The sequence below is a fragment of the Pseudomonas sp. B13(2017) genome (genome assembly GCF_002113245.1).
GTDB lineage: Bacteria > Pseudomonadota > Gammaproteobacteria > Pseudomonadales > Pseudomonadaceae > Aquipseudomonas > Aquipseudomonas putida_Z.
This window is the reverse complement of sequence record NZ_NEJX01000002.1, coordinates 344,815-362,648: the sequence shown is the minus strand read 5'-3', so window position 1 is coordinate 362,648 and position 17,834 is coordinate 344,815. Positions and strand designations below refer to the sequence as shown.

At 64.1% G+C, this 17,834-nt stretch carries 16 protein-coding genes; 11 read left to right on the top strand and 5 right to left on the bottom strand.

The annotated features are described in order from the left end of the window. Nucleotides 1–56 precede the first annotated feature (56 nt). A complete protein-coding gene (locus CAG44_RS04885) occupies nucleotides 57–1,433 on the top strand; it encodes a cytosine permease (protein ID WP_085589143.1) in 1,377 nt (458 codons plus the stop codon). Between the two features lie 144 nt (nucleotides 1,434–1,577). Here the strand turns inward: CAG44_RS04885 and CAG44_RS04880 are convergent, their stop codons facing one another. Further along, a complete protein-coding gene (locus CAG44_RS04880) occupies nucleotides 1,578–2,879 on the bottom strand; it encodes a mechanosensitive ion channel family protein (RefSeq protein WP_085589141.1) in 1,302 nt (433 codons plus the stop codon). 98 nt (nucleotides 2,880–2,977) lie between these two features. Here CAG44_RS04880 and CAG44_RS04875 point away from each other — a divergent pair, with 98 nt between their 5' ends. After that, the gene (locus tag CAG44_RS04875) at nucleotides 2,978–4,339 is read left to right on the top strand and encodes a DEAD/DEAH box helicase (RefSeq protein ID WP_039612590.1); all 1,362 of its coding nucleotides are present in this window, start codon (nucleotides 2,978–2,980) and stop codon (nucleotides 4,337–4,339) included. 125 nt (nucleotides 4,340–4,464) lie between these two features. Here the strand turns inward: CAG44_RS04875 and CAG44_RS04870 are convergent, their stop codons facing one another. Then, nucleotides 4,465–4,737 carry a hypothetical protein gene (locus CAG44_RS04870; protein WP_085691682.1) on the bottom strand — a complete coding sequence of 91 codons (273 nt, stop codon included), beginning with the start codon at nucleotides 4,735–4,737 and terminating at the stop codon, nucleotides 4,465–4,467. A 156-nt stretch (nucleotides 4,738–4,893) separates the two neighbouring features. On the opposite strand from CAG44_RS04870, the gene CAG44_RS04865 reads away from it, so the two are divergent. From CAG44_RS04865 to CAG44_RS04845, 5 genes are all read left to right on the top strand, one after another. Next, nucleotides 4,894–5,658, top strand: a complete 765-nt coding sequence (locus CAG44_RS04865) for an SDR family NAD(P)-dependent oxidoreductase (RefSeq protein ID WP_085691681.1) — start codon at nucleotides 4,894–4,896, stop codon at nucleotides 5,656–5,658. A gap of 98 nt (nucleotides 5,659–5,756) precedes the next feature. Then, complete coding sequence (eutH, locus tag CAG44_RS04860; protein WP_025340163.1) at nucleotides 5,757–6,989, top strand: ethanolamine utilization protein EutH; 1,233 nt, start codon at nucleotides 5,757–5,759, stop codon at nucleotides 6,987–6,989. 85 nt (nucleotides 6,990–7,074) lie between these two features. Further along, nucleotides 7,075–7,875 (top strand): LuxR family transcriptional regulator, encoded by an 801-nt coding sequence (locus CAG44_RS04855; protein WP_025340162.1) that lies wholly within the window; start codon nucleotides 7,075–7,077, stop codon nucleotides 7,873–7,875. Nucleotides 7,876–8,209: 334 nt separating this feature from the next. Continuing rightward, nucleotides 8,210–8,605, top strand: a complete 396-nt coding sequence (locus tag CAG44_RS04850) for a transcriptional regulator (RefSeq protein ID WP_085691680.1) — start codon at nucleotides 8,210–8,212, stop codon at nucleotides 8,603–8,605. Nucleotides 8,606–8,711: 106 nt separating this feature from the next. Beyond that, nucleotides 8,712–9,638: a DMT family transporter gene (locus CAG44_RS04845; RefSeq protein ID WP_085589132.1), complete on the top strand. Its 927-nt coding sequence runs from the start codon at nucleotides 8,712–8,714 to the stop codon at nucleotides 9,636–9,638. A 127-nt stretch (nucleotides 9,639–9,765) separates the two neighbouring features. Here the strand turns inward: CAG44_RS04845 and CAG44_RS04840 are convergent, their stop codons facing one another. Next, entirely contained in the window at nucleotides 9,766–10,938 is a 1,173-nt protein-coding gene (locus CAG44_RS04840; RefSeq protein ID WP_085691679.1) for an MFS transporter, read from the bottom strand. 106 nt (nucleotides 10,939–11,044) lie between these two features. Here CAG44_RS04840 and CAG44_RS04835 point away from each other — a divergent pair, with 106 nt between their 5' ends. Both CAG44_RS04835 and CAG44_RS29070 read left to right on the top strand, forming a co-directional pair. Next, nucleotides 11,045–11,938 carry a LysR family transcriptional regulator gene (locus CAG44_RS04835; RefSeq protein ID WP_085691678.1) on the top strand — a complete coding sequence of 298 codons (894 nt, stop codon included), beginning with the start codon at nucleotides 11,045–11,047 and terminating at the stop codon, nucleotides 11,936–11,938. Between the two features lie 124 nt (nucleotides 11,939–12,062). Beyond that, entirely contained in the window at nucleotides 12,063–12,191 is a 129-nt protein-coding gene (locus CAG44_RS29070; RefSeq protein WP_009683677.1) for a PA1414 family protein, read from the top strand. A gap of 183 nt (nucleotides 12,192–12,374) precedes the next feature. Here CAG44_RS29070 and CAG44_RS04830 read toward each other — a convergent pair whose 3' ends face one another. Both CAG44_RS04830 and speB read right to left on the bottom strand, forming a co-directional pair. Continuing rightward, the gene (locus CAG44_RS04830; protein WP_025340155.1) at nucleotides 12,375–13,754 is read right to left on the bottom strand and encodes a sodium:solute symporter; all 1,380 of its coding nucleotides are present in this window, start codon (nucleotides 13,752–13,754) and stop codon (nucleotides 12,375–12,377) included. A gap of 266 nt (nucleotides 13,755–14,020) precedes the next feature. Further along, nucleotides 14,021–14,971 (bottom strand): agmatinase, encoded by a 951-nt coding sequence (gene speB / locus CAG44_RS04825; RefSeq protein WP_025340154.1) that lies wholly within the window; start codon nucleotides 14,969–14,971, stop codon nucleotides 14,021–14,023. 225 nt (nucleotides 14,972–15,196) lie between these two features. On the opposite strand from speB, the gene CAG44_RS04820 reads away from it, so the two are divergent. After that, nucleotides 15,197–16,090, top strand: a complete 894-nt coding sequence (locus CAG44_RS04820; protein WP_025340153.1) for a LysR family transcriptional regulator — start codon at nucleotides 15,197–15,199, stop codon at nucleotides 16,088–16,090. 139 nt (nucleotides 16,091–16,229) lie between these two features. Continuing rightward, nucleotides 16,230–17,795 carry a PAS domain-containing methyl-accepting chemotaxis protein gene (locus CAG44_RS04815; RefSeq protein ID WP_085691677.1) on the top strand — a complete coding sequence of 522 codons (1,566 nt, stop codon included), beginning with the start codon at nucleotides 16,230–16,232 and terminating at the stop codon, nucleotides 17,793–17,795. The last annotated feature ends 39 nt before the right edge of the window (nucleotides 17,796–17,834 follow it).

The window sequence follows — 17,834 nt, the reverse complement described above, 5'->3', positions numbered from 1 at the left end:
CCCAGATCCCGCCGGTACCTACCCGATAATCATGAAAACAAAATCGGGAGACCGGCGTGAAGCTAGAAACGCGAAGTATCGAATTTGTCCCACACGCCGAGCGTTATGGCACGCCTAAACGATTGTTCACCATCTGGTTCAGCTCAAACTTCCAGATAACCGCGCTGATGGTCGGCACCCTGGGCGCTGCGTCGGGGCTAAGTCTGGGCTGGACCTTGCTGGGCCTGTTGGTCGGCAACCTGATCGGCACCGTGTTCATGGCCGCGCATTCTGCCCAGGGGCCTCACCTGGGCGTGCCACAGATGATCCAGAGCCGGGCCCAGTTCGGTGTCCATGGTGCCGCGCTCCCTCTGCTGGTGATGGTCACGGCCGCAGTCCTGTTTCTCGCCGCCAGCGGCGTGCTGATGCGCAATGCCCTGCAGGCGCTGGTGCCCATGAGCGATGACCAGGCGATCGTGGTGGTCGGCTTGCTGACTTTTGTCATCGGCTTTGTCGGCTACGAGCTGATCCACCGCCTGGGCGCGTGGATGAGCCTGTTGTCCACACTGGTTTTTGCTGGCGCCCTGGTGCTGATCCTGCTGCACCCCGGCGACATGGCAACCACAACGGCAGTGAGTACCGGCTTCTCGTTCACCGCCTTCAACCTGATCGTGGCCCAGTCGGCCTCCTGGACGCTGGGGTATGGCCCCTATGTAGCCGATTACTCGCGCTACCTCCCGGCCAACGTCAACCCACGCGCCACCTTCTGGGCCACCTATTGCGGTTGTGCGCTGGGCTCCTTCGCCATGATGGCGCTCGGCGCGCTGGTGGCGGTGGAATTGCCCTCGGCACTGGGGCATGACCCGGCCACAGCCATTGCCGCGTTGTTTGGCCCGTGGGCGCCGTTGGCGCTGGCAGTGATTGCACTGGGGGTGATCCAGTACAACGTCTTGTGCCTGTACAGCGCCTACATGTCGTCGGTCACGATCTTTGGCGCCTTCAAGACCATCCGGCGCGTGACCGCGACCGCCAAGGCCTTGGTGATGGCTGGGCTGACCGCAGCGGCAACGCTGATCGCCATCGCCACCCAGTACAATTTCGATACGTTCTTTGCCGACATCCTGATTGGCCAGCTGTACCTGTTGATCCCATGGAGCGCGATCAACCTGGTGGATTACTACTGGGTATGCAGGGGCCACTATGATGTGGGGGCGCTGTATGACTCCAAGGGGCGTTATGGGTGCTTCAATCGTCGAAGCCTGGCGGTGTACGCCGTGTCGATCATCGGTACCATCCCGTTCATGAAGCTGTCGTTCTACACGGGCTTCGTGGCCGAGTGGCTGGGGGCAGACATCAGTTGGGCGATGGGGTTGATCCTGGCCGGTGCGCTGTATTGCATGGTCCATGGGCGCGAGAGCAACCGGCTTTCGACAACCATGAATGCGCACCCCTGACTCGGTCCTGACACGGAAAGGGGCCGCTTTGCGGCCCATCGCCGGCAAGCCAGCTCCCACAGGCACCGCGCAAAATTCGAGACGTTTGCAGTACCTGTGGGAGCTGGCTTGCCGGCGATGGGCTGCGAAGCAGCCCCGGCAATATCAAGCCTCGCTCATGTCTTCCAGCCGACGCGGCACAGGCTCTTGCGATACACGCCCGCTCAACCCTACCCGCATGTCGTTGCCACTTGGCTGCTGATACAGGCTCAAGCCAAACTCCGGCAACACCGCCAGCAGGTAGTCGAAGATATCCCCCTGAATCCGCTCGTACTCAGCCCACGCCGTGGTGGTGGTAAAGCAGTAGATTTCCAGCGGTACACCCTCGGCGGTGGTCTGCATCTGCCGCACCATGCAGGTCATGTTCGGGTGCACGTTGGGGTGGTTCTTCAGGTAGGCTAGGGCAAACGCCCGGAAGGTGCCGATGTTGGTCAGCTTGCGGCGGTTGGCCGACAGCTCGGCCACCGGCCCCAGGGCTTCGTTCCAGCTTTGCAGTTCCTGGCGCTTGCCCGCCAGGTAATCGCGCAGAAGGCTGACCTGGCTCAGGCGCTGTTCTTCCTCGCGAGTCAGGAACCGTACGCCGGCTGCATCGATGAACAGGCTACGCTTGATGCGTCGGCCACCAGACTGCTGCATACCGCGGTAGTTGCGGAACGACTCGCTCATCAGGCGCCAGGTGGGGATGGAGACGATGGTCTTGTCGAAGTTCTGCACCTTCACCGTGTGCAGGGTGATGTCCACCACGTCGCCATCGGCGCCCACCTGGGGCATTTCGATCCAGTCGCCCACGTGCAGCATGTCGTTGCTGGTCAGCTGCACACTGGCGACGAACGACAGCAGGGTGTCCTTGTACACCAACAGCAGCACCGCCGACATGGCGCCCAGGCCCGACAGCAGCAACAGCGGCGAGCGGTCGATCAGGGTGGCGACGATGACGATGGAGGCGAAGATCCACAGCATCATCTTGGCCAGTTGCACGTAACCCTTGATAGAGCGGGTGCGGGCGTGTTCGGTGCGGGCATAGATGTCGAGCAGGGCATCCAGCAGGCACGACAGCGCCATGGTCATGAACAGCAGGGTAAAGGCCAGGGCGACATTGCCGAGGAAGTGCTGGGCGGTGTCGGACAGCTCGGGCACCAGTTTCAGGCCGAACTGCAGCACCAGTGACGGCGTGGTCTGTGCCAGGCGGTGGAAAACCTTGTTGTTGCGCAGGTCGTCCAGCCACTTCAGCGCTGGCTGGCGGGCCAGCAGGCGGGCGCCGTGCAGCACCAGGAAGCGTGCCAGGCGGCCGATGACCAGGGAAATGAGCAGCAGCACCGCCAGGCCAATGGCCGCGTGCAGCATCGGATGTTGGTCAAGTGTGCCCCACAGGTCGAGGGAGTCACGCCAGATTCGTTGGATATCCATGGGCTTGCGTACAGTCTTGTTGCCAAACGCCATTAGAGCGCGGATGGCGACAAAGTTGCCAAAAGAAATTCGGCTAAGGCGGCAGAAAACGTTACCCTATGCAACTGAATTTTCCGCACTTGCCTGAGGTTACTTCCGTGTTCTCCCAATTCGCCCTGCATGAACGCCTGCTTAAAGCCGTGGCCGAGCTTAACTTTGTCGAGCCAACCCCGGTGCAGGCCGCGGCCATCCCCCTGGCCCTGCAAGGGCGTGACCTGCGCGTGACCGCGCAGACCGGCAGCGGCAAGACCGCGGCCTTCGTGCTGCCACTGCTCAACCGCCTGGTCGACCTGCGCGAACGCCGCGTCGAGATCCGCGCGCTGATCCTGCTGCCGACCCGTGAACTGGCCCAGCAGACCCTCAAGCAGGTACAGCTGTTCTCGCAGTTCACCTACATCAAGTCGGGCCTGGTGACCGGCGGTGAAGACTTCAAGGAACAGGCCGCCATGCTGCGCAAGGTGCCGGATGTGCTGATCGGCACCCCGGGCCGCCTGCTCGAGCAGCTCAATGCCGGCAACCTCGACCTGTCTCACGTACAGGTGCTGATCCTCGACGAAGCCGACCGCATGCTCGACATGGGCTTCGCCGAAGACATGGAGCGCCTGTGCAAGGAGTGCGAGAACCGCCAGCAGACCCTGCTGTTCTCCGCCACCACCGGTGGTGCAGCCCTGCGCGACATCATCGGCAAGGTGCTGAAAGACCCAGAGCACCTGATGCTCAACAGCGTCTCGCAGCTGGCCGAAGGCACCCGCCAGCAGATCATCACCGCTGACCACGACCAGCACAAAGAGCAGATCGTGCAGTGGCTGCTGGCCAACGAAACCTTCGACAAGGCGATCATCTTCACCAACACCCGCGCCCTGGCCGACCGCATCTACGGCCACCTGGTGGCCAAGGACGTGAAGGCCTTCGTGCTGCACGGCGAGAAGGACCAGAAGGACCGCAAGCTGGCCCTGGACCGCTTCAAGCAGGGCAGCTCCAAGGTGCTGGTGGCTACCGACGTTGCGGCCCGTGGCCTGGACATCGACGGCCTGGACCTGGTGATCAACTTCGACATGCCGCGCAGCGGTGACGAGTACGTGCACCGCGTGGGCCGTACCGGCCGTGCCGGTGGCGAAGGCCTGGCGATCTCGCTGATCACCCACAACGACTGGAACCTGATGTCGAGCATCGAGCGCTACCTCAAGCAGCAGTTCGAGCGCCGGGTGATCAAGGAAGTGAAGGGCACCTACAACGGGCCGAAGAAGGTCAAGGCCTCGGGCAAGGCGGCTGGCAGCAAGAAGAAAAAGGTCGAGAAGAAGACCGGTGACAAGAAGGCGGCCGCCAAGCGCAAGCCAACCGCCAAGCCGAAGGCCAATGCACCGCTGGCCAGCGCCGACGGCCTGGCGCCGCTGAAGAAGCGCAAGCCTGCGGCTGAGTAACCTTCAGTAGCGCTGTTGGTTTCTTCGCGGGCACGCCCGCTCCCACAGGATAATCACAGATATCGAAGGCTGTGTTATCCCTGTGGGAGCGGGCGTGCCCGCGAAGGGGCCAGCACAGGCGACCACTATTCAGCCTTTTTCTCCGCCTCTTTCAACTCCTTGATCCGCTTGTCGATCAGCTGACACTTGTCGGGCAAATCCTCGCTCGCCGTCCCCAGCTCCATCCCTTGAAGCTCGTCATTGATCTCCTTGGCCTTCTGCGGGTTCTGCTCGGTCAACTGGGTGACCAACCCGGCCAGTTCTTCACGTTTCTGCGTCGCTTCTTCTGGTGTGCATGCCCAGGCGGGCAGGGCGCAGAACAGGGCAGTGGCGCAGGCAATGGGCAGCAGCAGTTTCATCCTTCCTACCTCCGGCGGTGGTGATGCCCGGTGGAGGCATGTGCCTGGCCGTTAGTTCAGCGCCTTCGACCGGTGGCTATACCCCTGGGTATATTTACCGCGCTCATCCTCGGCTCTAGTTTGAAGTCACAAACATGACAACCGAGGAACACACCCATGGATCGATTGAAAGGCAAGGTGGCACTGATTACCGGCGGCGCAGGCGGTTGTGGCCTGGCCGCGTCGGAACTGTTCGCCGCCGAGGGCGCCAAGGTGGTGATCCTCGACTTGCCGACCAGCCAGGGCGAAGCCGTGGCGGCGCGCATCAATGCGGACGGCGGCCAGGCGCTGTTCGTCGCCGCCGATGTGTCGCAAGCCGACCAGGTGCACCGCGCTGTAACCCAGGCCCAGGCGCACTTCGGCCCGATCACCGTGCTGATGAACCATGCCGGGATCATCGCCGCCGGCCCGTTCCTCGAAACCAGCGAAGCGGAATGGGACCGGCTGATGAGCGTCAACGTGAAAAGCATGTTCCTGGTCACCAAGGCGGTGTTGCCTGGCATGCTCGCCGCCGGCGGCGGCAGCGTGATCTGCACCTCGTCGATCTCGGCGGTGGTCGGCACGCCAATGGAGGTGCTGTATTGCACCACCAAGGGCGCCTGCCACATGTTCGCCCGCGCCCTGGCCGTGGAATACCGCGACCAGAACATCCGCAGCAACGCCATTTGCCCAGGCTTCATCGGCACCGCCCATGGCCGCCGCGAGCTCGACCTGCTGCGCGGTTTTGGCGTGGACGCTTCCGACGAAGCAATCAAGACCATGCAGGGGCGCCTGTGCGACCCGGTCGAAGTGGCCAACGCCGCGTTGTTCCTGGCCAGTGACGAGTCGAGCTTCGTCAGCGGCTCGCACCTGTTCGTCGACAACGCCTACACCGCCATGTAATGCCCGGCCGGCAGTACCCTGCCGGCACCAACAAGAACAACACGCAGCACCCTTCAATTCTGCCCACAAAGCCAATTCCAACAAGACAGAGGCAGCAGATGGAAAACATAGGCACTTACGTCATCTACGTGATCATGGTGTGCGCCGTGATCGGCGCGATCGCATCGATCGTCAATGCGGAATCCGAGCTGGCCAAGGAGTTCACCGCCGGCCTGCACAGCATTGGCCCGATCTTCATCCCGGTGGCCGGGATCATGGCCGCCATCCCGTTCATTTCCAGTTTCATCAGCCAGTTCATCGGCCCGCTGTTCCTGGCCATGGGCGCCGATGCCGGCATTGCCGGGCCGATCTTCATCGCCTCGGACCTGGGCGGTTACCAGCTGGCCCAGGCGCTGTCGCACAGCCCCGAAGGCTGGATCCTCGGCCTTATCACTGGCTTCCAGTGCGGTTCGACGGTGATCTTCGTCATCCCGGTGGGCCTGGCAATGCTCAACAAGGCCGACCACAAGTACATGGCGCTGGGCATCATGGCCGGGTTGCTGAGCATCCCGATCAGCATCGTGTTGATCGCCATGGGCATGCAGGCCATGGGCCTGGGCGTGCGCCCGGACATCGCCACGGCGGGCGCTGCGACCCAGGCGCTGCACTTCACCCTGCCGACCCTGCTGCGCAACCTGTCGCCGCTGATCCTGTTCTGCGTGGCACTGGCGGCGGCGCTGCGCTACTTCCCCAACCTCATGGTCAGCCTGTTCCTCAAGCTGGGGCAGTTGATGTATGCCGCCGTGACGCTGGTGCTGGTGGCGTCGATCGTCGAGTACTTCACCGGTGCGTTCACTTCGCTGTTCGGTGGCTGGGGCTTTGCCCCGATCATCGCCGACAAGGACGACCAATTCCGGGCGCTGGAGATTGCCGGCTACGTGGGCATCATGCTGTGCGGTGCGTTCCCGATGGTTTACTTGATCAAGCGTTTCCTGTCGCAGCCGATCGAGAAGGTGGCGTCGAAACTCGGCCTGTCGCCGGTGGGCGCGGCCGGTATCCTCGCGGCCTCGGCCAACATCCTGGCGATGTTCCGCCTGGTGGCCGACATGCCGCCGAAAGACAAGGTGCTGGTTATTGCCTTTGCCGTGTGCGCCGCCTTCACCTTTGGTGATCACCTGGCCTACTCGGCCAACTTCCAGCCCACGCTGATCGGGCCGCTGATCATCGGCAAGCTCGCCGGTGGCCTGCTGGGCATGCTGTTGGCCTACTGGCTGGCGGTGCCCAAGGCGCTGGAGCTGGGCCGCCAGGAAGAAGAGGCCGGCCTGCTGCCCGCCAGTGCACCGTTGCACTGACAGGGCCAGGCATCGTTCAATGCCGTTCGGGCTTGCACAGCCGGGCGGCATTTGCGCCTTCTCCCACACCGCACGGGCCTCCGCAATGAACAGCGACAACGCCAACCGCCTGGGTGCGGTCATTCGCAGCATCGGCAGCGATGCACTGGGCCCGGCCCTCGACACCGCGCTCAAGGGCGTGGTCGATTTCGACATGAGCTGCGCCTACCTGTTTCGCTTCAACCAACCCGCGCTGCTGATTCATGACGGCTACAACCAGCGAGTCGCCGAACGTACGCTGAAAGCCTACCTGCGCGGCGGCTATCTGCTCGACCCGTTCTACGTCGCCTGTACCAACAACCACCCGGGTGGCCTGTGGCGGATGCGCGAACTGGCCCCGGACAGCTTCTTCGCCTCGGGCTTTTCCATCTCCCACGACATCCACCCCTGCGTCTCGTCGCACCACGGCAGCCTGATCGAAGAGATCGGTTTCATCGTGCCGGTAAGGCCACGGACCGCCCTGGTGTATTCGTTGATGCGTGGCCTGGACAAGGGCGCGTTCGAGGCCGAGGAAGCGCAGCGGCTGGCAGCGTTGACGCCGGTCATCGATGCCATTTTCAGCCAGCACCTGCGCCTGGCACATGCCGATGACCTGGCCGACCCGCAGGAGTCCGACAGCCAGTTGGAAGATGCTTTCGTCGATATCCTCCAGGGCCAGCTGACCGAAACCCAGCGGCATGTGGCCAAGCTGATCCTGCAAGGGCACAGCAGCCAGTCGATCTCCCGCGAGCTGGGCATCTCGGAAGGCACGGTGAAAGTACACCGGCACAACATCTGGCAGCGGCTGGGGATTGCCGGTAATGCGGAGCTGTTTCGATTGTTCATCAACTATCTGGTCAAGCAGTAACCGAGCCGCGCAGGCCGGTTGCCTGGGCGCCAGCGCTAACATCTTTTCTCCCGGCCTGTGCGGGCCCTTGTAGGAGCGGCCTTGTGTCGCGAAAGGGCTGCAAAGCAGCCCCAGCAATTTGTGCATTTACGCTGAAACCCCGGGGCTGCTTCGCAGCCCTTTCGCGACACAAGGCCGCTCCTACACCTGAGCGCGGTAACCGATCAGCTGAGAGGCGGCGTGTTCGTTTATCAGCCAGCTCGCTCATGGCGTGCTGAGATATTTCGGAACGCCGGGCAACCTCGACAGGTCCCAACCTGTGTACCCCTTCCGTCCACAGCAGGAGCCCGTAGCCATGAGCATCGCCTACGACTGGGACCTGATCGAGCGTTTGCTGCACGAGGTGCAGAACGGCGCCGGTCACAGCTTCACGCCACGCCCCTATGCCGAGCAGCACGCTGCGGCACTGGCTGCCAAGGGGGAGCCGGTGGGCGACCTGGACCACCTGAAAACCCGTGCCTGCGAGTACGAAAGGTTGTTGTTCGAGCGTGGTTTCATCGAAACCCGGCCCGAAGACGATGGCGGCAATGGCGAGAACTTCGTGCTGACCGAGCGCGGCTCGCGGCTGATGAGCCTGATCGACAGCAGCATTCCCGGCTTCGAACACCCGCGCCAGGTGCTGGACGAGCAGGAGGATGCGCTGGACGAAACCACCTTCGAGCAGGTGTCGGCGAAGGCACAGATCGCCTAAGGTCGTTTTGAGGCTGGCAAGGGCGGCCATGGAAACCCGATAATCGGTAGTTCCTGAACACTGCCGAGCCCTTGCCCATGCCAATGACCACCGCAGAGGCCCGCCTATGAGCGCGGTCCGCAAGAACCCCGATGCCTTTGCCTTGCAGGTGATGCTGGGGCTGTGCCTGATCTGGGGCTGCCAGCAGGTGTTGATCAAGACTGCCGCCATCGATATCGCGCCGGTGATGCAGGCGGCCCTGCGCAACGGCATCGCCGCCGTGCTGGTGGGCCTGATGCTGTGCTGGCGCGGGGGCTGGGAGCAGGTCGGCAGCACCTGGCGTGCCGGGGTGGTGGCGGGCGGGCTGTTCGGCCTGGAGTTCCTGTTCATTGCCGAGGGGCTGAAGCTGACCTCGGCGGCGCACATGTCGGTGTTCCTCTATACCGCGCCGGTGTTTACCGCGTTGGGCCTGCATTTCAGGTTGCCCAGCGAACGTCTGCGGCTGCTGCAATGGCTGGGGATCCTGCTGGCCTTCGGCGGCATTGCCATGGCGTTTGCCGGCGGCATGTCGTTCGAGCACATGGATGGCCGCACCCTGCTGGGGGATGCCTTTGGCGTGATCGCCGGGCTGGCCTGGGGGGCGACCACGGTGGTGGTGCGTTGCTCGCGGCTGTCGGAAGCACCGGCGACCCTGACCCTGTTCTATCAGCTGGCGGTGGGCTTTGCCGGGTTGCTGCTGATTGCCTTGCTCAGCGGCCAGATCGGCGCGGTGACGCTGACGCCGCTGGCGATGGGCAGCGTGCTGTTCCAGGGGATTGTGGTGTCGTTCATCAGCTACCTGACCTGGTTCTGGTTGCTGCGCAAATACCTGGCGTCGAACCTGGCAGTGTTCTCGTTCATCACCCCGCTGTTCGGGGTGACCTTCGGCGTGTTGTTGCTGGATGAGCCGCTGAGCCTGAACTTTGTGGTTGGCGCGTTGATGGTGCTGCTGGGGGTGATCCTGGTGAGTGCCGAGCCCTGGGTGAAGCAGCAGTTGCGTAAGTTTGTGGGGTGAGTTTTAGCCTGTTACGGCCTCTTCGCGGGTAAACCCGCTCCCACAGGGGCCGCACAATCTTCAAGGCCTGTGCAGTACCTGTGGGAGCGGGTTTACCCGCGAAGAGGCCGGCACAGGCAGCTACGATTCAGGATGCTGCCTTGGCCTGACAGGCGCTGCCCTGCTGTGCAGAGCTGCCAAACAGCACCAGCCCCCCAGCCACCACCAACCCACCCGCAGCCACCATCAGCGCCGGCTGCAGCCCGCCGCTGTAATGGCTGCTGACCGCCGCCAGCAGCGGCCCACTCAACTGCCCCAGGGCAAAACAGGCCGTCAGCAGCCCGGCATTGCGCTGCGTGGCATGCGGCGCCAGCTCCCGCGAACGTTGCATCACCAGCTGCATGCAGGCCAGGAACGGCCCGCCACACAGCACCACGCCCAACGCCAGCCCGACACCCCCGCCCATCAGGCAGGCCAGTACACCCAGCCCCTGCAGCCACAGGGTGGCGGTGAGCCAGGCCGAGGTGCGGCCGCCACGCCGCAGGCTCACCAGCAGCACCCCCAGCGCCGCCGCCAGGCCAAACGCCGGCCAGAACAGGTCGGCCAGCCACTGCCCGTGGAACTGCTGGTTGGCCATTTGCGACAGGAAGGTGGCCGGCAGGATGTAACCCACGCCATACAGCGCATACACCAGCCCCAGGCGGCCGATGCCGACACTGCGCGTCGGGCCCTGGCGTGCAGCCGACGGCACCGGCGCCGCTTGCAGCGCCCTTGGCAGCCAAGGCCGGACCGCCAGCAGCATCACCAGCGCGGCCACGGCATAGATCAGCCACAGTGCTGCCGAGCCCAGCCCCCACAAATGCGCCACCAGCGCCAGCAAACCAGTCAGCGCGATGCCCAGACCGGGCCCCGCGAACACCAGGGCACCCAGGCGCTGGCGGTTGTCGGCATTGGCCACCTGTTGGCTGAGGCTGGTGATCATCACCAGCACCCAGGCGCTGGCCACGCCGGTGCCGAAGCGCAGCAGCAGGTGGCTCCAGAACCCGTCTGCGGCCCATGAGGCCAGGGTCGACAGCACGCACAACCACAGCCCACCGTGCAGGCGCAGGCGGACCTGGCCCGGCGAGCGGGCGAACATGGCATCGACCGCGCCGATGAAGTAACCCAGGTAGTTGGCCGCGGCCACCAGCCCGGCGACCGTCAGGTCGAACTGGCCTTCGGCGATCAGTTGCGGCAGCTGCGGGGTCAGGGCGAAACGGCCGATGCCCATGGCCATCATCAGCGCCACGGCGCTGGCCAGCAGTTGAATGAGTGGCGACATGACGAGTCTCCTGAACGGATGTAAGCGATGGCTGGCAGGTTAGGGCGGTTTCTTTTTCAATAAAATTGAATAATGATGATCAAGTTGTTCTGTTTTGGAGAATGCCGTGGAATTCAGCCAACTGCGTATCTTCCAGGCCGTGGCCGAGGAAGGTTCGGTCACCCGTGCCGCAGAGCGCCTGCATCGGGTGCCGTCGAACCTGTCGACGCGCTTGCGCCAGCTCGAGGAGCAACTGGGTGTCGAGCTGTTCCTGCGCGAACGCCAGCGCCTGCAGCTGTCGCCGGCGGGCAAGGTGCTGCTGGATTACGCCAACCGCATGTCAGCCTTGCGCGACGAGGCGCTGGCCGCCGTGCGTGGCGGCCAACCGGCAGGGGACTTCGTGCTGGGGACCATGTACAGCACGGCGGCCACCCGTTTGCCGGGGTTGCTGGCGCGTTATCACCAGGCCTATCCGGCGGTTAACCTACAGGTGCGTGCAGCGCCCAGTGGCGAGCTGCTGGAAGGCCTGCTCAACCACACCTTGGACGCGGCCCTGGTGGACGGGCCACCGAGCCTGGCCGGGCTCGATGGCGTGCCGCTGTGCGATGAGCAACTGGTGCTGATCACCAGCCCCGAGCACCCGGCGGTACACACTGCCAAGGATGTGGCCGGCAAGGCGGTGTTCACCTTCCGCCAGGGCTGCTCGTACCGCATGCGCCTGGAGGCCTGGTATGCCCATGCCCATACGCCAATGGGCCGGGTGATGGAAATCGAGTCGTACCAGAGCATGCTGGCCTGCGTGATCGCCGGCGCGGGTGTGGCGATGATGGCCAGGTCGATGCTCGACAGCCTGCCCGGGCGCGACCGGGTGCGGGTGCACCAGTTGCAGGCGCCGTTCGATCAGGCGGTCACCTGGTTGATGTGGCGCCAGGGCATGCGTGGGGCAAATTTGCAGGCCTGGATCGACCTGCAACAAAGCGAAACGATTAACCAGTCGTCGGAATGCGCCGTTACGGCTTGATCCGTATCAAAATGGCCCGTATCTGTAGGTTTAGAGGCATGCGTAATACAGGACATAGGGCTATGATCTGTATGAAACATCGCAGGATTGAATTGCCGTGAGGCTGACCCGTCAAGGGGGCATTATGAATAAACCACTGTCCAACTGGCTCCACGACCTGGCTGTCGCCTTGGGGCTGATTCCACCACCCTTGCAGCCGGTGCCGATCCCGACTGATGAAGAGCAGCGCAAACGCCAACCGCGTCGTCGCTGATACAGACAAAGGCCGCTGCACCTGGGTGGGTGCAGCGGCCTTTTTGTGTCTGCCAGTTGTGTGTTGCCTGTACCGGCCTCTTCGCGGGCTTGCCCGCTCCCACAGGTACCCCATGAATTTCAAGGCTTGTGGTATCCCTGTGGGAGCGGGCGAGCCCGCGAAGAGGCCAGTTCAGGCTGTAGGTCAGGCCAGCTTCACCGCCGCCACCGATTTACGCGACATCAGGCTGACCACCACAAAGCTCACCAGACCAACCGCCAGGCTGTAGTAGATCGGCGTATTGGCCTCCAGCCCATCCTTGAACATGAACAGCAGCGCGGTGGCAAAGCCCAGCGACATGCTGGCGATAGCCCCGGCGGTGGTAGCGCGCTTCCAGAAGATCGCGCCGATCAGCGGGATCAGCATGCCGCCGACCAGCAGGTTGTAGGCCAGGGTCAGGGCATTGATCACATCGTTCACCACCAGGGCGATGCCCAGCACCACCAGGCCGGTGAGCAGGGTGAACAGGCGGCTGACGCCCAGGCTCGACGCCTTGCCGCCACGCAGCTTGGGCAGCAGGTCTTCGGTCAGGGTGGTCGACGCAGCCAGCAGGCCGGCGCTGGCGGTGGACATCATGGCGGCCAGCGCCGCTGCCATCAGCAGGCCACGGATGCCATCGGGCAGGGTGGTCTTGATCATCTCGGCAAAGGCATTGTTCGGGTTGGCCAGGTCGGGCATCAGCACATGCGCGGCCATGCCGATCGCGGCGCAGGCCAGGCCGTACAGTACGCAGTACACACCGGCGGTGGTGCCGGCGCGCTGGCAGACCTTCTCGTCACGGGCAGTGAACACCCGCTGCCAGATGTCCTGGCCGATGAGGATGCCGAAGAAGTAGATCAGGAAGTAGGTGATGATGGTGTCCCAGCCAATGGTGGTCAGCTGGAAGCTGGCCGCCGGCAGCTTGGCCACCAGGGTGTCCCAGCCACCGGCCTTGTACAGGCACACTGGCAGCAGGATGAACATCAGGCCGACGGTCTTGATCACGAACTGGACGATGTCGGTCAGGGTGAGCGACCACATGCCGCCAATGGTCGAGTACAGCACCACCACACCACCGCCCAGCAGCAGCGAGGCCCAGAACGGCAGGTCGAGCAGCACCTGCAATACGGTGGCCATGGCCAGGGTCGAGGTGACGCCGATCATCAGTGCGTAGGCCAGCATGATCACGGCGCTGGCCTGGCGTGCGGCCGGGTTGTAGCGCTGCTCCAGCACCTGGGTCACGGTGAAGATGCGCAGGCGCAGCAAGGGTTTGGCGAGGAACAGGTTGAGGGCGATGATGCCCAGGCCCAGGGCTGCGCACAGCCAGAAGCCGGAGATGCCGTGGACGTAGCCCAGGCGCACGGTGCCGACGGTGGAAGCGCCACCGAGCACGGTGGTGGCCATGGTGCCCATGTACAGGACCGGGCCGAGGTTGCGCCCGGCCACCAGGTAGTCCTCGTGGGTTTTCGCGCGCCGCATGCCATACCAGCCAAGCCCGAGCATGCCGGCGGTATAGATCATTACAACAATGATGTCCAAGGCCATTGGGGGTCTCCCGATTATCTTTATTATGGCGAGATCGACCACGCGGGCGGGTTCACGGCGCCCGGCGGTCTTGTCGTGTTGTTGGCGGGCCTCAATGGCCCTCCCATATGGCTCCTGCCGGGGTACTTTCTAGAGGCTTGCACTGGTCCCCTGTGGGAGCGGGCGTGCCCGCGAACAAGGGCACAGCCCTTGCCATGCACAGGGGTTGTCAGTGCTGGCCCCTTCGCGGGCTTGCCCGCTCCCACAGGGAACGGTGTTGCTCTCGTTTAGCGGCGCACTACGCCTGGAAGCACGCAGAGCATCTCGAACAGCAGGTTGGCACCGAGCAGCGAGGTGTTGCCGGTGGTGTCGTAAGGCGGGGAGACTTCGACAAGGTCACAGCCGATCAGGTCCAGGCCGTGGCAGCCGCGAATGATCTCCATCGCCTGGATGGTGGTCAAGCCGCCGATTTCCGGGGTGCCGGTACCAGGCGCCCAGGCCGGGTCGATGCCATCGATGTCGAACGACAGGTACACCGGGCCACCGCCGACCTTTTCGCGCACTTCGGCCATCAGCGGTTCCAGCGACTTGTGCCAGCACTCTTCGGCCTGGACCACACGGAAGCCCTGGCGGCGGCTCCAGTTGAAGTCATCGGCGGTGTAGCCCTGAGCGCGCAGGCCGATCTGCACCACGCGCTCGCAATCGAGCAGGCCTTCTTCCACGGCGCGGCGGAAGGTGGTGCCGTGGGCGATCTTCTCGCCGAACATGTGGTCGTTGACGTCGGCATGGGCATCGATGTGCACCAGGCCGATCTTGCCGTGCTTCTTGTGCAGCGCGCGCAGGATCGGCAGGGTGATGGTGTGGTCGCCACCCAGGGTCAGCGGGATGATGTTGTGCTCGAGGACCTCGTCATACGCTTCTTCGATAATGCGCACGGCGTCCAGCAGGTTGAAGGTGTTGATCGCCACGTCACCGATGTCGGCCACCGACAGCGAGTCGAACGGTGCAGCCCCGGTGGCCATGTTGTACGGGCGGATCATCACCGATTCGGCGCGGATCTGCCGCGGGCCGAAGCGGGTGCCGGAGCGCAGCGAGGTACCGATGTCCAGTGGCACGCCGATGAAGGCGGCGTCCAGGCCTTGGGCACTTTGCAGGTGGGGGAGACGGAGCATGGTGGCGATGCCGCCGAAACGCGGCATTTCGTTGCCGCCCAGTGGTTGGTGGAGGATCTTGTCCACGGTGGGCCTCATCAGTCGGTCGATTGTTCTGTTTGTTCGAACCTGTGCCGCCGCGCGCCTTCCAGGTGTGGTCTTGCCGGCGGGCAGGGACATTTCGGCCAAGTCTGCTGAAGGTAGTGCCGGGGAAAAATCGCTACCGGCAAATACTTAGTTCAGGAATTTCTGAACTAAAGGCCGGCAGAGCGGTTAGACTGCGCGCAAACACCCTTGCGGAACCGTTGCCCCATGGCCTCGACCTTGCCCGACCTGAAACTGCTGCGCATCTTCGTCAGCGTGGTGCGCCACCAGGGCTTTGCCAATGCCCAGCGCGAGCTGAACCTGTCGACTTCGGCCATCAGCACCTACATGAGCCAGCTGGAAGGTGCCCTGGGGATCGTACTGTGCCACCGCGGCCGTGGCGGCTTCAGCCTCACCAGCAAGGGCGAGCTGTTCCACCAGGAAACCCTGCGCCTGCTGGCCGAGCTGGACGGTTTCGAACAGTACGCCGCCGCCCTCAAGGGCGAGTTGCGCGGCACCCTCAACCTGGGGGTGATCGACTCCACGGTCGGTGACCAGGCCTTGCCGCTGGCCGAAGCCATCGGCGCCTACAGCCAGGAACACCCGGCGGTGCACCTGCACCTGTCGGTGTCCAGCCCTTACGAGCTGCAACTGGGCGTGCAGGACAACCGCCTGGACCTGGCGATCGGGGCGTTTTCCTCGCGCATGAGCGGGCTGCTCTACCAGCCGTTGTACCGTGAGCAGCACTGGCTGTACTGCAGCAGCCGCCACCCGTTGTATGCCGAACGGCGTATCCCCGAGCAGGTGGTGACCCAGCAGCGCATGGTCGGGCGCGGCTACTGGAGCCAGGCCGAACTGGCCCGGCATGGCTTCAAGCACAGCGCGGCGACGGTGGAGAGCATGGAGGCGCAGTTGATCCTGATTCTCTCCGGGGCCTACATCGGCTACCTGCCCGAGCACTATGCCCAGGCCTGGGTCGACAAGGGCGACTTGCGCGTGCTGTCGCCGTCCACCTTTGGCTACCAGGCACCGTTCTCGCTGATCATTCGCCGCGGGCGCAGCCGCGAACCGTTGATCCAGACTTTCCGCGACCTGCTGAAAAGCCAGCTCAACGTGGGTTGAAGTCCGGCACATGCTGTATTTCGTCGGCCCCCGTTAAATTGTTGGTGCCGCTGACCGACAACATAATGGCGCCCTGCTATATATCAAATCAGTGTGTGCTGCTGTCTACCTCCCTTTCATCCTGCAAGGATTGCCCAAGATGCGCATGAATTTGCCCGTCACTGAGCACGAAAGAACCTTTCCCAACGATCAGCGCCTGATTTCCACCACCGACCTCAACAGCCGCATCACCTACTGCAACGACGCTTTCGTGGCGATCAGCGGGTTCACCTACGACGAGCTGGTCGGCCAACCCCACAACCTGGTGCGCCATCCGGACATGCCTCCGGCCGTGTTCGGCCACATGTGGGAAACCATCAAACAAGGCAAACCGTGGATGGGCGTAGTCAAGAACCGGGCGAAGAACGGTGATTACTACTGGGTCAGCGCCTATGTCACGGCCGTCTACGAGCAGGGCCGCATCAGTGGCTACGAGTCGGTGCGCTCGGTGCCCACCCGTGAGCAGATCCGCCGCGCCGAGGCGTTGTACGCGCGCTTGCGGGCTGGCAGCGCGCCGGTGCCGTGGGCGGCCCGTCTGGGGCATGGCTTGGGTCACGGTTGGCCATTGATCGGTGCGGGCCTGCTGTCGGCGGCGGGCTACCTGTGGCTACCGCCCTACGCGGCGCTCGGGGTGCTGATGGCCAGCCTGCTGCTGGCCTGGTACCTGGTCGAGCACCGGCAGAACCAGGCCATCCGCCGCACGCTGGCCGAGCACCCCAAGGCCTTCACCAGCCCGCTGGTGGCACTGACCTACAGTGACAACCCAGGCCTGCAAGGCCAGCTGGATCTTGCCATCATCAGCGAGGAAGCACGCCTGCAGACGGCCTTGACCCGCCTGGTGGATGCCGGGGTCGGGGTGAAGTCGCGGGCGGCGCAGTCCTCCGATTTGTCCGATGCCCAGGCACAGATGCTCGACCGCCAGCGCAACGAGACCGACCAGTCCGCCGCCGCCATCGCGCAGATGGCGGCGACCATCCAGCAGGTTACCCATAACGTGCAGAGCACGGCGCACGCAGCGGGCGATGCCGACCAGCTGGCGCAGCAGGGCAGCGAGCTGGCGATGCAGAGCCTGCAGGCCATGGGCAGCATGAGCAATGCGGTCAACGACATCGGCCAGGCGGTCAATGCCCTGGCCGAGCAGACCCAGTCGATCGGCAGCGTGGTCGATGTGATTACTTCGATCGCCGAGCAGACCAACCTGCTGGCGCTCAACGCGGCCATCGAGGCGGCGCGTGCCGGCGAACAGGGGCGCGGGTTTGCCGTGGTGGCGGATGAAGTGCGATCGCTGGCCCAGCGCACCCGTGCCTCGACCGAGGAGATCCACCAGATCATCGCCTCGTTGCGCGCCGGGGCAGAGCGGGCGGTGAGCACCGCCAGCCGTGGCGAGCAGATCTCTCGGGACAGCGTGCACAGTGTCGAGGCGGTGCAGGCAGCGTTGAGCGGGATTGCCCAGGCGGTCAGCCGCATCACCGGCATGAGCCAGCAGATGGCGACGGCGTCGGAGCAGCAGAGCCATGTGGCCGAGGACATCAACCAGCAGATCGTGCGCATAGCCCACCTGTGCGACCAGAGTGCCGGGCAGGCCAGGCAGGGCGCGGAAATCAGCCAGGACCTGGAGCGCATGGCGGAGTACCTGCATAGCCTGGCGGAGCGGTTCAATCGTTGAGATTGCCGGGGCCGCCTTGCGGCCCTTTCGCCGGCAAGC